Origin of the sequence: Chromobacterium aquaticum (assembly GCF_021129195.1) — a bacterium.
GTDB lineage: Bacteria > Pseudomonadota > Gammaproteobacteria > Burkholderiales > Chromobacteriaceae > Chromobacterium > Chromobacterium aquaticum.
Map to the genome: position 1 here is coordinate 80,748 of NZ_JAJOHW010000035.1, position 13,410 is coordinate 94,157.

A 13,410-nucleotide genomic window follows, 5' to 3' on the forward strand; every position below is an offset into this window, starting at 1 on the left:
CAAGAGGCGGGATGGGCGGCGGGGGGCTGGGTTCAAATAGTTCTCCGGAGCGTGGCTGCGCGCAAAACCGCAATGATGGCATTCGTGCCAAGCCGCGCGCGTTTCGTCATATCGATAGCATCCGCCAGCGTCGTTTTTATGCAACAAATGCAGTATGCTGCAAACATCATCGCGGAGCTGGCCAAATGGATTACTTCCCTATCTTCCTTAAATTGCAAGGCGCATCCTGTTTACTGGTAGGGGGCGGCGAAGTGGCGCTGCGCAAGGCGCGCTTATTGATGTCCGCCGGCGCGGAACTGACGGTGGCCGCGCCGGAGCTGGTGCCGGAACTGGCCGAGATGGCGCGGCGGGGGCAGCTGGAGCATTTGTGTTCCTGTTTCGAGCCGGCCCAGGTGCAAGGCCGTCGCCTGGTGGTGGCGGCAACCGATCAACGCGAGGTCAATCGCCAAGTGTCCACCGCCTGTCAGGCCTTGAATATTCCGGTCAATGTGGTGGACGACCCTGAACTGTCCAGCTATATCACCCCGGCGATCGTCGACCGTTCGCCGCTGGTGATCGCGGTGTCCACCGGCGGCGGCGTGCCGGTGCTGGCGCGTTTGATCCGAGGCAGGCTGGAGAGTCTGATTCCCAGCGGTTTTGGCCGGTTGGCGCGCTTTGCCGCCGGCTTCCGCGACCGGGTCAAGGCCGGCATTCCCGATGTCGAACGCCGGCGCGCGTTCTGGGAGTCGGTGCTGGAGGGCCCGCTGGCGGAGGCGGTGATCAATGGCGACGAGGCCACTGCCGAGCAGGCGATGGCACGGCGGCTGGAAGAGGCCGGCGCGCAGGCGCCTCAGGGCGCGGTCTATCTGGTGGGCGCGGGGCCGGGCAACCCCGACCTGCTGACTTTTCGCGCATTGCGGCTGATGCAGCAGGCCGATGTGGTCTTGCACGACAATCTGGTGGCTCCGGAGCTGCTGGAACTGGTGCGGCGCGACGCCGAGCGCATCTATGTGGGCAAGGCCAGGGCCAATCACGCCTTGCCGCAAGGCGATATCAATCTGTTGATGGTCGAATTGGCGCAGCAGGGCAAGCGGGTGTTGCGGCTCAAGGGCGGCGATCCGTTCACTTTCGGGCGCGGCGGCGAGGAGATCGAGACGCTGGCCGCGCACGGCATCGCCTTCGAAGTGGTGCCCGGGGTCACTTCCGCCAGCGGCGCGGCCGCGTACGCCGGCATACCGTTGACTCACCGCGACCATGCGCAGTCGGTGACTTTCGTCACCGGTCACAAGCAGGATGGCAGCATTCACCTTGACTGGCCTGCGCTGACCCGGCCGGCCCAGACCGTAGTAGTCTACATGGGTGTGTCCACCGCGCAGGAGTTGTGCCGCGCCTTCATTGAGCATGGCAAGCCGGAGACGACGCCGGCCGCCGCCGTTGAATGGGCGACCACCGAGCGTCAACGCACGGTGACGGGCACGCTTGGGAATCTGCCGGAACTGATGTCCAGGCATAATATTGCGTCGCCCGCCTTGATCATTGTCGGCGAGGTGGTGGGATTGGCGGATAAGCTGGGATGGTTCCGACGAATAGAGAATACTGCTGATACAATGGCAGACTGACGTGTTGATCAACCTTTTTGCTGCAGCGGCCGGTTCGATATCGGCGGCGCTGCCAACATGAAGAATCAGGCATGGTAGGTGTATTGATAATCGCGCATGGCGACCTGGGGCGCAGCCTGGCGGATTGCGCCAGGCATATCCTGGGCCGAGAGCCGGAAAATCTGGCGGTGATGGCGGTCGACAAGACCGACGACCCGGAAAGCAAGCAAGCCGAGGCCCAGCTCCTGGTGGACCGATTGGACACGGGCGAGGGCGTGGTGATCCTGACCGATATGTATGGCGGCACACCGTCCAATATCGCCAGCCGGCTGATCCGGCCGGGGCGGGTGGAGGCGGTGGCCGGCGCCAGCCTGCCCATGGTGGTCAGGGCCTTGTGCTATAGCAGCCAGCCGTTGGAAATCGTGGTCAGCAAGGCGATTACCGGCGGTCTGGAGGGCGTGCTTTATATCATTCCGGGGGAAGGCAATGCTGCGAACTGAAGTCGAAATCATCAACAAGCTTGGCCTGCATGCCCGCGCTTCCAGCAAGTTCACCCAGCTGGCCAGCCGTTTCAAGAGCGATATCTTCATCGCGCGCAATAATCGCCGCGTCAACGGCAAGAGCATCATGGGCGTGATGATGCTGGCCGCGGCCAAGGGCGCGACGGTGGAGCTGGAGGTGAACGGAGAGGATGAGCAACTGGCGATGGATGCCCTGGTGGCGCTGATCAACAACCGGTTCGACGAAGCCGAATAAGCGGAGCCTAAGGACGGGACGATGAGCATCATCCTGCACGGGGTGGCCATAGGTGGCGGCATCGCCATCGGTCGCGCCCATCTGATTTCGCGCAGCATGGACGATGTTGCGCACTATCTGCTGGAAGACGAGGAAGTCCCGGCGGAGTTGGCGCGCTTCGACGAAGCCATCCGCGATACCCGCAAAGAGCTGGAAATGCTGTGGGGCAGCATTCCGGAGAACGCGCCTGCGGAACTGGGCGCCTTCTTGTCGCTGCACATCATGCTGCTGGGCGACGTCACCATCTCGCGCGAACCGCGCGAAATCATAGAAAAACAGCATTGCAACGCCGAATGGGCGCTGAAGCTGCAATGCGAATCCCTGGTCGAGCAGTTCGACGCGATCGAGGAAGACTATCTGCGCGAGCGCAAGAACGATGTGCTGCAAGTGGTCGAGCGCATCTTCAAGAACCTGGACGGCGATGTGCCGCAGCTGCCGGCGCCGGAAGACCTGGTCGACGACCATATCCTGGTGGCGCACGACCTGTCGCCGGCCGACATGGTTTATTTCAAAGACTCGAACTTCGCCGCCTTCATCACCGATGTCGGCGGCGCCACCTCGCATACCGCTATCCTGGGCCGCAGCCTGGACCTGCCGTCGGTAATCGCGCTGCACCATTCGCGCGAGTTGATCCGCGAAGACGAGTTGATCGTCGTCGATGGCCTGCAGGGCGTGGTGATCATCAATCCGGACGATCTGGTGCTGGCCGAGTATCGGCGGCGACTGCGCGCCTGGCGCGACGCCCGTCGCAAGCTGTCGTCGATCCGCAAGTCCAACGCCAAGACCCAGGACGGCACCGCGATCGAATTGCTGGCCAATATCGAGTTGCCGCAGGACGTGGAGGACGTGCGCAAGTCTGGGGCGGCCGGGGTCGGCCTGTTCCGTAGCGAATTCCTGTTCCTGGGGCGCGATACCCTGCCGGACGAGGACGAGCAGTACGAGGCTTATCGGCACGTGGCGGAAACCATGAAGGGGCTGCCGGTAACCATACGCACCATGGACCTGGGCGCGGACAAGAATCCCAAGTGGTTGAACCACGCGGTGGCGGACAATCCGGCGCTGGGGCTGACCGGCATCCGTCTGTGCCTGGCCGAACCCTTGATGTTCCGCGCGCAATTGCGGGCGCTGCTGCGCGCCTCGGTGCATGGCAAGATCAAGATCTTGTTCCCCATGGTCAATTCCTTGCCGGAGCTGAAGCAGGCGCTGGCGCAATTGGAATACGCCAAGCAGGAACTGCGCGAGGAAAACATCGCCTACGCCGAGGACATCGAGGCGGGCGCGATGATAGAAATTCCGTCGGCGGCGCTGGTGGTGGGCAGCTTTCTCAAACACATCGACTTCCTGTCGGTGGGCACCAACGATTTGATCCAGTACACGCTGGCGATCGACCGCAACGACGACTCGGTCAGCCATTTGTACGATCCCATCCATCCAGCGGTGCTGAAGCTGATCCTGCACACCATCAAATCGGGCATCAAGGGCGGGGTGCCGGTATCGGTGTGCGGCGAGATGGCGGGCGACGCCAGGCTGACGCGGCTGCTGCTGGGCATGGGCTTGCGCAAGTTTTCCATGCATCCGGCCAATCTGCTGGCGGTCAAGCAACAGGTGCTCAACACCCACCTGGACCAGATCGCGCCGATTACGGCGCGCATGCTTAGAAGCGAAGACCCTGATAAAATCGCCGATCTTTTGCAACAACTGAATGCAGAGCCGGGTGTCTGATCCGGCTTTTTCCTTTTTATGCTGAACGATCCCATCGACCTGAACGCCGTGCGGCGCGTGCTTGTCATCAAGCTGCGCCACCATGGCGACGTGCTGCTGACTTCTCCGCTGTTCGCCGCGCTGCAGCAGCAGGCGCCGCATCTGGAGATCGACGCGCTGGTCTACCACGACACCCGGGAAATGCTGAGCCTGCACCCGGCCATAGGTCAGCTGCACACCATAGACCGCAATTGGAAAAAACTGGGCGTGCTGGGCCAGTGCCGCGCCGAACTGGGCCTGCTGAGCCGCTTGCGCGCTCGCCGTTACGACCTGGTGATCACGCTGACCGAGCATAATCGCGGCGCCTGGCTGGCGCGCCTGCTCGCGCCGCGCTGGTCGGTGGGACCGGACGGCGATTATGGCCGTTTCTTCAAGAAGAGTTTCAGCCACCGCTATTTGCAGGTGCCGGGCAATCGCCGTCACACCATAGAAATCCACCTGGATGCGTTGCGGCGTATCGGCGTCTACCCAGACGCGGACCAGCGCGGCCTGGTCTTGGTGCCGGGGCATAACGCCGAGGCGACGCTGGCGGCCAAGCTGGCCGAGCGTGGTTTGCGGCCCGGAGAGTACATCCTGGTGCACCCGACCTCGCGCTGGCCGTTCAAGAGCTGGCCGGCGGAGAAAATGAGCGCGCTGATCGACGCCTTGAGCGCGCGTGGCGAACAACTGGTGCTGTCGGCTGCGCCCGGCGCGGAAGAGATGGCGATGATCGCCGAGATCGAAGCGCGCTTGCAACGGCCGGTGGCCAGCCTGGCTGGCCAACTGAGCCTGAAGGAGCTGGCGGCGGCGATAGACCAGGCGCGCTTGTATATCGGCGTGGATTCGGTGCCCATGCATATCGCCTCGGCGATGAAGACGCCTTGCGTCGCGCTGTTCGGCCCGTCCGGCGATGTCGAATGGGGTCCGTGGCAGGTGCCGCACCGGGTGGTGTCGGAGCCCATGCCCTGTCGTCCTTGCGGCAATGCCGGCTGCGGCGGTGGCTGGCAAAGCGAATGCCTGCAGCGCATCGAAGTGGGGACGGTGCTGGCGGCGGTGGATGCGGTATTGAGGGAAAGCGCGTGAAGCGACTGGCGATTATCCGGCAGAAATACAATCCGGCAGGGGGCGCGGAGCGCATCGTCAGCGCCATCGTCAAGCAATTGCAAGCTGGCGGCGAGCTCAGCCCGCTGTTGATCAGCCGCAATTGGGAAAGCCTGCCTGGCGTGGAGGCGCTGCGGGTCAAACCGTTCTACTTGGGCAGCGTCTGGCGCGACTGGGGCTTTGCCCGCGCCGCGCGTGCCGCGTGGCGACAGGCGGGCGCCGACCTGGTGCAATCGCACGAGCGCATCCCCGGCTGCCATGTGTTTCGCGCCGGCGACGGCGTGCACGCGGCCTGGCTGGACGCGCGCCTGGAAGGGCGGCCATGGTGGCGACGGCTGAGCACTTTCTGCAACCCTTATCATCATTACATGCTGCGCACCGAGCGCGCGATGTTCCGGCATTCGGCGCTGCGCGCGGTGATCTGCAATTCGGCCTTGGTGCGCGACGACGTGGTCGGCCGTTTCGGCGTGGACCCGCGGCGCTGCGCGGTGATTCACAACGGGGTGGACAGCGATTTCTTCAATCCGGCCGCCGCGCGCGAGCAGCGCGTTGCGCTGCGCGCGCAATACGGCATTCCGCCGCAGGCGCCGGTGCTGGTCTATGTCGGCTCCGGCTTCGAACGCAAGGGCGTGGCCCAGGCGCTGCGCGCCATTGCGCCGCACGCGGCCGTGCATCTGGTAGTGGTCGGTGGCGACAAGAAGCTGGCGCATTATCAGCATCTGGCGGCGCAGCTGGGGGTGTCCGAGCGCGCGCATTTCACCGGCCCGCAGCGCGATGTGCGCAGCCACTATGGGCTGGCGGACGGCTTTATTCTGCCCACCGTGTACGAGCCCTTCGGCTCGGTGGTGGGTGAGGCGATGGCCTGCGGATTGCCGGTGCTGACCAGTACTCGCTGCGGCGGCGCGGAGCTGCTGGAACCTGGACTGACTGGTTGGCTGGCCGCGGCGCGTGACGACGAGGCCTGGCGGCGCAATGTGGCGGCCTGGCTGGCCGCGCGCGACGATTGGTCGCGCCGCGGCGAGCTGGCGCGCGAGCGCGTGCGCGGTTTGAGCGAGGCGCATATGGTGGCGCAGATGCTGACGCTGTATCGCGATTTGCTGTCCGCCGAAGAGGCATCGAGATGAGGCCGGGACGTTTTCCCGGCCGCTTGCTGATTTTCGCGGCGCTATTGCTGCGTCTGCCCTTGCAGTGGCTGCGCCGCAAGCCGAGCGCTGAGTGCACACGCCGAGTGCTGATCCTGCATCAATTCCTGTTGGGCGACGCCTTGATGGCGACCAGCCTGTTGGCCAAGGCGCGCGAGCAGTTTCCCATCGCGGATATCGTGCTGGCTTGCCCGCCGGGGCAGGCGCCCTTGTATGCGACGCGGCCATACGGTATCCGTGCCTTGGCCTGGCAGCCGCGCGATTTCGCCTCGATCCGGCGACTGTTCGCCGAAGCGCGTTTCGACATCGTTTACCTGATGGGCGAGAACCGGCTCAGCTTCCTCGCCCGCGCCATCGGTGCGCGTTGGGTGGTTGGCTTTGCTGGTGAAGCACCACGCTACAAGAACTGGCTGCTGGACGAGGCGGTGGCGTATGCGGATCAGCCGGAAGCCTGGACCGATACCGCCGCGCGCTTGATTGACGGACCCGAGCCCCAGCCGTTTCGTTTGCAGGATTGGCCGGTAGCAGTTGAAGGGTTGCCGCCCGTGCCGCCGCGCTTCGTCGTGCTGCATGTTGGCGCGAGTTCGGTGACCCGCTTCTGGCCCGCGGCCAGTTGGAACCGGGTCGCGGCCACGGTCCGGGCTTGCGGCTGCGTGGTGCTATGGTCATGCGGACCGGGAGAGCAGCATTTGCTGTCGGCCGTCGAGGTGGGGCCGGACGATATCGTGATGGCTGGTACGCTGAGCCTGGCGCAATTGCGCGCGGTGTTGAGCCGCGCCCGCGCCTGCGTGTGTCCGGACACCGGCATTGCGCATCTGGCCAAAGTGGCGGGCGCGCCTTTGCTGATGTTGTTCGGGCCGGGCAGCGAGACCTTGTTCGGCGCGAGCCGGTTTTTCGCCGACTTCACCTGCGTCGGCGTCGGTCCGGCGTGGTTTCCCTGCCGCAATCAGCGCAGCGTGCATTATCGCGATGTCGATTGGGCCTTGCGTTGTTTCAGAAAATTTGGCGATCAGGCCGGCGAATGCCGCCAGGCGCAGTGTATGGCGGCGCTGCCTGCCGGGCAGGTGGCCGAAACTTTGGAAAAACTTCTGCATGAATGATCATCTGAGCATAGAGCCGCGCTGGCATGGCCGTTTGGCTATCGGCCTGTCCTTGTTGTTTCTGACCTTGGCCAGCGTGTCTCACACGATTGCGCTGCGTTATGTGATCCTGTTGTTGATGCTGGTTCTGGTGGCGAAAGACTATCCCGAACTCAAGCGCCACTGGCGCGAGCAGCGCGGGCCTGTCGCGGCCCTAGGCGCGTTCCTGCTGTTCGCCTTGCTGCATAGCTTGTCGCTCTCGATGTGGCCGGAAGCCTCCGCCGGTGAGTTCCGCAGCCAGCTATTGATGGGAGGCTTGTGGTTTGTGGTGGGCCTGGCTTTGTTCCGCACCTCTCGGCGCTGGACGATTTCGGACTTGGTCATCCTCGCCGGTTGCGTCTTGGCCTTGACCGAGTTTAGCCATGGCGCTTATGTCTATCTGACTACGGGTTTGTGGCCGTATAACGAGGTGTACACCACCGCCACCAAGCTGGAATTCACCTTCTTCATGAACTTTGTGCTGGCCTTCGTCGTGGCCGCGTTTTGCTTTGGACAACGCGGGACCCATCCGCTCACGCGTTTTCCCCGCTGGGCGCTATGCTTGGCTGCGGCTTTGATTCTGTTTGTCAGCCTCAAGGCGGGGGCGCGCAACGGCATGATCGGTCTTGTCTACCTGATGCTATCCATGCTGCTGGTGTATTCCGTGTTTGAAGGGCTGAAGATAGGCTGGGGCAAGACTTTGCTCATAGCCGGTGTGGTCCTGACCGCGGCGGGAAGTATCGCCGCGTATACGATCAAGCAGGATAGCCGGAATCAGGTGTTTGTAGAGTCGGCGGCTGCCGGATGGCACTATGCCGACACCAAGGCCTGGCTGCGGATGGAGCCCTATCCGAAGATGGCCAATGGTCAGTCGGTGGACCCGTCCGCCTACGAACGGGTGGCCTGGATTCACAGCGGCCTGGACCTCATCGCGGCCAAGCCCATGGGTTATGGCTATAGCCGCAACGCCTTCACCAATGCGCTGACGGCGACGGGGCATCCCAATCAGGTAGGCCACAGCCACAGTGGCTTCATCGACCTTGGCGTGGGCTTGGGCGTGATCGGCGTTGCGCTGTGGCTGGCGTTTTGCGGCGTGCTGATCTGGACCGGCTATCGGGCCTTCCGTCTGCGTCGCGACACCTTGGGTCTGGTGTTGATGTTGGTGACCTGCGGCTTTCTTGGGCGCATGTTGCTAGAAAGCGTGAACAAAGATCATATGCTGCATATCTTTCTGTTCACTGCCGCGGCCTTGTTGGCGGAGTTGAGACAGAGGGAGAAAGGCGCCGCGCATGCGTGATTGGGTGCTGTTCACCGAGTCCTCCCCCAATGTCGGAGGGCAGGAACTGCAGCTGATGCAGCAGATGCGCGAGCTGGGGGAGCGAGGGTTCAGGTCGGTGCTGGCCTGCCGGCCGCAGAGCCGGGTGATGGAGGTCGCGCGTCAGCGCGGACTTGATGTGTTGCCGCTGCGTTTTCGCAACAGCCTGCACCTGCCATCCATTCTCGCGCTACATGGTTGGATGCGACGTCATCGTCCGCGACTGGCCATCTGCCATAGCGGTCACGACAGCAATAATCTGGCCATTGCCGCGCGGCTGATGGGGCGTGGCCGGCCTTTCCTGCTGCGCTCGCGCACCTATCAGCCGGGTAAGGCCTCGGCCTGGAGCTATAACCAGCTGGTGGACGCGACCATGTTGCCCAGCGCTTATTTGAAGCGTTGCTTGTTGGAGAATCCGGCGATACGGGCCGACAAACTGCATGTGGTCTATCCCGGCATCGATTTCGCCGCCCTGGATCAGGCCGCCGCGCTGCCCTTGCCGGCAGCGTTGGAGCAATGGTTGTCCCGTTCTTCCGGTCCTCTGCTGGTGCAGGCGGCGATGCTGCGCGGCGAAAAGGGACATAGGACGGTGTTGGCGGCCTTGGCCTTGTTGAAGGACAAGTGGCCCGATGCGCGTTATCTGATCGCTGGAGAGGGGCCGGAGCAGCAGGCGATCGCCGAACTGGCGCGGCAGTTGGGCTTGCAGGATAGAGTCTTGCTCGCCGGTGTGGTCAGCCCGGTGGCGGCCTTGTTGGCGCGCGCCGACCTAGTGTTGATGCCATCCAGCTACGAGCCCTTGGGCATGTCGCAGATCGAGGCGCTGGGCTTGGGTGTTCCGGTGCTTGCCAGCGACACCGGTGGTATTCCGGAAACCATGCGCCACGGTGAAACCGGAATGCTGGTGGCTCCGGAGGATAGCGCCGCCTGGGCGGCGGCTATCGATCAAGCGCTGACCCAGCCGGCGCTGATGAAAGCCTGGGCGCAAACCGGACGCGACGATGTGCGTTCGCGCTTCGCCCCTGAGAGGAATTTGCGGCAGATCCTGACATTGAGCGGATTGGACGCGATGGGCGTTTGATGCCCATGTTGATGACCGCCCGCGCATGCGGGCATTGTGATGATGGAAACGGATGAAGCATTCTTTGCAAAGCAATTGGGCGATCTATCGTCGCTTGCTGGGGTATTTGGGCCGCTACTGGAAGGTCTTCCTGATCTCGCTGCTATCGATGACGGTGGCGGCGCTGACCGAGCCGGCCTTCGCTCGACTGATGAAGCCGCTCATCGACAGCGGCTTCGTCAATCGCGATCCAGAAGCCATCGCCTGGGTGCCCTTGGCCATCATAGGCGTATTCGCGGTGCGTGGCGTCACCAGCTTCATCAATGAATACACCTCCAGCTGGCTGACCGGCCACTTGGTGCAGACGCTGCGAGAGCAGATGTTCGCCAAGATGCTGCGCCTGCCGGTGCAGTACTACGCCGACAATCAATCGGGCCGCTTGGTGTCGCGGGTTTCCTACGATGTCAATCAGGTCACCGAGGCCGGCTTCAGCGTGATCACGGTCACGGTCAAGGATGGCGTCACCGCGGTCAGCCTGCTGGCCTGGCTGCTGTATATAGACTGGCAGCTGACCTTGATCTGCCTGCTGGTGTTGCCGGTGGTGTCCTTGTGCATGCGGGTGGTGGGCAAGCGCTTGCGCAATCTGTCGCGCGAGAATCAGCAGAACATGGCCTTGCTGACCCAGGTGCTGGGCGAAGGCATCGATTGTCAGCGCGTGATCAAGGTTTATGGCGGCGAGGCGCGCGAGAGCCGGCGTTTCCACCAGGCGGCGGCCGCGATTCGGCGCAACGCGGTCAAGCAGAGCGCAGCCACCTCGGCCAATACCGGCCTGACCCAATTGATGATAGCTTGCGCGCTGGCGGCCATTCTGTATTTCGCCACGCTGCGAGCCCAGGGCGGGGCTTTCACCGCCGGCGATTTCATGTCCTTTCTGACCGCGATGATGCTGTTGTTCGCACCTGTCAAGCGTATCACCGGCATTGCCCAGGCGATGCAGCGCGGCTTGGCCGCGGCGGAGTCGGTATTTGAATTCCTCGATCTGCCGGAAGAGCCGGATCATGGTCATACCGCCTTGCCGAGCACACGCGCCAAGCTTTCCCTGTCTCAGGTGGGCTTTCGCTACCCATCGGCGGAGCGCCAGATCTTGCGCGACATCAATCTGCAGGTGCAGCCTGGAGAGACCGTGGCCTTGGTGGGCTCGTCCGGCAGCGGCAAGACCACGCTGGTCAGCCTGATTCCACGTTTTTACGACCCGGATCATGGCGAGATCCGCCTGGATGATGTGCGGCTGCAGGATATTCCCTTGCATGAACTGCGTCGGCATATCGCGTTGGTCAGCCAGGACGTGGTGCTATTCAACGACAGTGTCGCCGCCAATATTGCCTACGGTGTTGACGAAGTCAGCCGCGAGGCCTTGGTGGAAGCCGCGCGCGCGGCCAATGCGCTGGAGTTCATCGAGGCGATGCCGGAAGGCTTCGACACCCTGATCGGCGAAAACGGCGTGCGCCTGTCTGGTGGCCAGCGCCAGCGGCTGGCGATCGCCCGCGCCTTGTTGAAGAACGCGCCGCTGTTGATTCTGGACGAGGCGACATCGGCCTTGGATACCCAATCCGAGCGCCTGGTGCAGAACGCGCTGGAAAACCTGATGAAGAACCGCACCACCATCGTGATCGCCCACCGTTTGTCTACGATCGAGAGCGCCGACCGCATCGTGGTGATGCACCAAGGCGAGATCGCCGAAGAGGGCACGCATGCGCAGCTGATCGCGCGCGCGGGACTCTACGCCAAGCTGCACAGCTTGCAGTTCAAGGATGAGGATGCGGCGGAGGGCTGAGCATTTGCGACGGCGATAATAAAACGGCCAAGGCACCCGCCTTGGCCGTTTTGTATTGAGGAATACGGTTCAGAGCTTGACTTCGAACAGCGGATCTTGCGGCGCCAGGCGGCGGCCGTTTTCCTGTATGGTGTGCCAGACCGGCTGGCCTTGGACTTGTGCTTGAACATCGCGCGCCAGCAAGCAGTAGGCCTCGCGGTTGCATTCGCTGGAATAGGCCCGCAGCAGCGTGACTTTTGCCGGCAGGTCATCCGGATTGTCGCGCAGCGAGTCTTTCAGCACCCGCACCGCATCGCTGGTGCGGCCATAGGCGAGAAAGACCTCGGCTTCTCCCACCGGGTCAATGCCGCGCTGACGCGGCTTGGTGTAGCGTAATTTCTTCCATAAGAATCGTAGGGCGTAGTAACTTGCCATCAGTCCGAAGCTGGCGGCAAACGCGCTCAACGCAACCATGTGGTCTCCCCTTCCGCTTTGCGGCGAATTGATTCCGCCGGCAAACCCCGTCGCGTTGTGCGCTATGGCCTCAATCACGATGCCGGATATTGCCCGCAGTCGTTCTCATCTCCAGTAGATTCATTATTCTGATGAAGTGGCGCGAGCGGCAATCCGTAAAAATCCTTATCGAATCTGTACTTATATTGTTTTCGCTCTAACAGTTTTCATTCAGTATTTTTTCGAGTATCGCAGAGGACAGGCCTGGCTGGATAGCGGCTTGGCCCAATTGTTGCAATAGCACAAAGCGGATGGTGCCTGCCTCGACCTTCTTGTCATGGCTCATCAACTCCAGCCAGCGCGCCAGCGGCATGGCCGGGCTCTTCACCGGCAGGCCCGCCGCGGCGATCAGCGCGCGCACGCGCTCAAGCTCCACCGGCGCGAGCCAGCCCAGCTCGGCGGAGGCGGCGGCTGCCAGCACCATGCCGGCGCCGACAGCCTCGCCATGCAACCAGACGCCGTAGCCCAGGCCGGCCTCGATGGCGTGACCGAAGGTGTGGCCGAGGTTGAGCAAGGCGCGCACGCCTTGTTCTTTTTCATCCTGGCCGACGATGTCCGCCTTCATTTCGCAGCTGCGCTTGACCGCGTATTGCAGCGCGTCGGGGTCGCGCGCGCGCAACCGCGGCATATTGTCTTCCAGCCAGCCGAGAAAGGCGGCGTCTCCGAGCAGGCCGTATTTGATCACTTCAGCGAGACCGGCGGACAGTTCACGCTCAGGCAGGGTATCCAGCAGCGACATATCGGCGATCACCGCTTGTGGCTGATAGAAGGCGCCTATCATATTCTTGCCCTGCGGGTGGTTGATCGCGGTCTTGCCGCCGACCGAGGAATCGACTTGCGCCAGCAGGGTGGTGGGGATCTGGATGAAGGGTGCGCCGCGCTGATAGCAGGCGGCGGCGAAGCCGGTCATGTCGCCGATGACGCCGCCGCCCAGCGCGATCAGGGTGGTCTTGCGCTCGGCATTGCGCGACAGCAATGCGTCGAAAATCAGATTCAGCGTGTTCCAGTCCTTGTGCCGCTCTCCGTCCGGCAGCACGATGGAGAAGGATTCTATCTGGTGCTGGGCCAGCGCCTGTTGCAGCCGGGCCAGATACAGCGGCGCCACGGTCTCGTTGCTGACGATGGCGACCTTGGGCAAGGGTAGATGCGGTAGCAGCAATTCGACCTGTTCCAGCAAGTCCCGGCCAATGTGAATAGGGTAACGGGTATCAGGCAGGATCAGGTCTAGGCTTATCACAA

The 13,410-nt window shown here is 63.0% G+C and carries 12 protein-coding genes; 10 read left to right on the forward strand and 2 right to left on the reverse strand.

Features of this window, described 5'->3' with window-relative positions:
* The first annotated feature begins 185 nt into the window (after positions 1–185).
* The 10 genes from cysG to msbA all read left to right on the forward strand — a co-directional run bounded on the left by cysG (position 186) and on the right by msbA (position 11,679).
* Positions 186–1,598, forward strand: coding sequence for a siroheme synthase CysG (gene cysG / locus LQT98_RS06215; RefSeq protein WP_231461537.1), 1,413 nt, complete (start codon positions 186–188; stop codon positions 1,596–1,598).
* An 83-nt stretch (positions 1,599–1,681) separates the two neighbouring features.
* Positions 1,682–2,077 (forward strand): PTS sugar transporter subunit IIA, encoded by a 396-nt coding sequence (locus tag LQT98_RS06220; protein ID WP_231461538.1) that lies wholly within the window; start codon positions 1,682–1,684, stop codon positions 2,075–2,077.
* Positions 2,064–2,333, forward strand: coding sequence for an HPr family phosphocarrier protein (locus LQT98_RS06225; RefSeq protein WP_048409415.1), 270 nt, complete (start codon positions 2,064–2,066; stop codon positions 2,331–2,333). Before LQT98_RS06220 ends, LQT98_RS06225 begins: the two co-directional genes overlap by 14 nt.
* 21 nt (positions 2,334–2,354) lie before the next feature.
* Positions 2,355–4,094 (forward strand): phosphoenolpyruvate--protein phosphotransferase, encoded by a 1,740-nt coding sequence (gene ptsP / locus LQT98_RS06230; RefSeq protein ID WP_048409416.1) that lies wholly within the window; start codon positions 2,355–2,357, stop codon positions 4,092–4,094.
* A gap of 18 nt (positions 4,095–4,112) precedes the next feature.
* The gene (gene rfaQ, locus LQT98_RS06235) at positions 4,113–5,195 is read left to right on the forward strand and encodes a putative lipopolysaccharide heptosyltransferase III (RefSeq protein ID WP_231461539.1); all 1,083 of its coding nucleotides are present in this window, start codon (positions 4,113–4,115) and stop codon (positions 5,193–5,195) included.
* Positions 5,192–6,337 (forward strand): glycosyltransferase family 4 protein, encoded by a 1,146-nt coding sequence (locus LQT98_RS06240; protein ID WP_231461540.1) that lies wholly within the window; start codon positions 5,192–5,194, stop codon positions 6,335–6,337. The genes rfaQ and LQT98_RS06240 overlap by 4 nt, the downstream gene beginning before the upstream one ends.
* Positions 6,338–6,396: 59 nt before the next feature.
* Positions 6,397–7,455, forward strand: a complete 1,059-nt coding sequence (locus LQT98_RS06245) for a glycosyltransferase family 9 protein (protein ID WP_231461541.1) — start codon at positions 6,397–6,399, stop codon at positions 7,453–7,455.
* On the forward strand, positions 7,448–8,770 hold the full coding sequence (locus tag LQT98_RS06250; RefSeq protein ID WP_231461542.1) for an O-antigen ligase family protein: 1,323 nt from the start codon (positions 7,448–7,450) through the stop codon (positions 8,768–8,770). The genes LQT98_RS06245 and LQT98_RS06250 overlap by 8 nt, the downstream gene beginning before the upstream one ends.
* Positions 8,763–9,866 (forward strand): glycosyltransferase family 4 protein, encoded by a 1,104-nt coding sequence (locus tag LQT98_RS06255; RefSeq protein ID WP_231461543.1) that lies wholly within the window; start codon positions 8,763–8,765, stop codon positions 9,864–9,866. Before LQT98_RS06250 ends, LQT98_RS06255 begins: the two co-directional genes overlap by 8 nt.
* Positions 9,867–9,918: 52 nt before the next feature.
* Positions 9,919–11,679 (forward strand): lipid A export permease/ATP-binding protein MsbA, encoded by a 1,761-nt coding sequence (msbA, locus tag LQT98_RS06260; protein ID WP_231461544.1) that lies wholly within the window; start codon positions 9,919–9,921, stop codon positions 11,677–11,679.
* Positions 11,680–11,748: 69 nt separating this feature from the next.
* On the opposite strand, the gene LQT98_RS06265 is transcribed toward msbA, so the two are convergent.
* A complete protein-coding gene (locus LQT98_RS06265) occupies positions 11,749–12,132 on the reverse strand; it encodes a type IV pilus assembly protein FimV (RefSeq protein WP_231461545.1) in 384 nt (127 codons plus the stop codon).
* 196 nt (positions 12,133–12,328) lie between these two features.
* Positions 12,329–13,408 carry a 3-dehydroquinate synthase gene (gene aroB / locus LQT98_RS06270; RefSeq protein WP_231461546.1) on the reverse strand — a complete coding sequence of 360 codons (1,080 nt, stop codon included), beginning with the start codon at positions 13,406–13,408 and terminating at the stop codon, positions 12,329–12,331.
* Between the last annotated feature and the right edge of the window lie 2 nt (positions 13,409–13,410).

Excerpts from the sequence above, each read along its gene's own strand:
- ptsP (WP_048409416.1), top strand. The coding sequence starts at position 2,355 with ATGAGCATCATCCTGCACGGGGTGGCCATAGGTGGCGGCATCGCCATC.
- LQT98_RS06255 (WP_231461543.1), top strand. The coding sequence starts at position 8,763 with ATGCGTGATTGGGTGCTGTTCACCGAGTCCTCCCCCAATGTCGGAGGG.
- LQT98_RS06265 (WP_231461545.1), bottom strand. The coding sequence starts at position 12,132 with ATGGTTGCGTTGAGCGCGTTTGCCGCCAGCTTCGGACTGATGGCAAGT.
- rfaQ (WP_231461539.1), top strand. The coding sequence starts at position 4,113 with ATGCTGAACGATCCCATCGACCTGAACGCCGTGCGGCGCGTGCTTGTC.
- cysG (WP_231461537.1), top strand. The coding sequence starts at position 186 with ATGGATTACTTCCCTATCTTCCTTAAATTGCAAGGCGCATCCTGTTTA.
- LQT98_RS06250 (WP_231461542.1), top strand. The coding sequence starts at position 7,448 with ATGAATGATCATCTGAGCATAGAGCCGCGCTGGCATGGCCGTTTGGCT.
- LQT98_RS06225 (WP_048409415.1), top strand. The coding sequence starts at position 2,064 with ATGCTGCGAACTGAAGTCGAAATCATCAACAAGCTTGGCCTGCATGCC.
- msbA (WP_231461544.1), top strand. The coding sequence starts at position 9,919 with ATGAAGCATTCTTTGCAAAGCAATTGGGCGATCTATCGTCGCTTGCTG.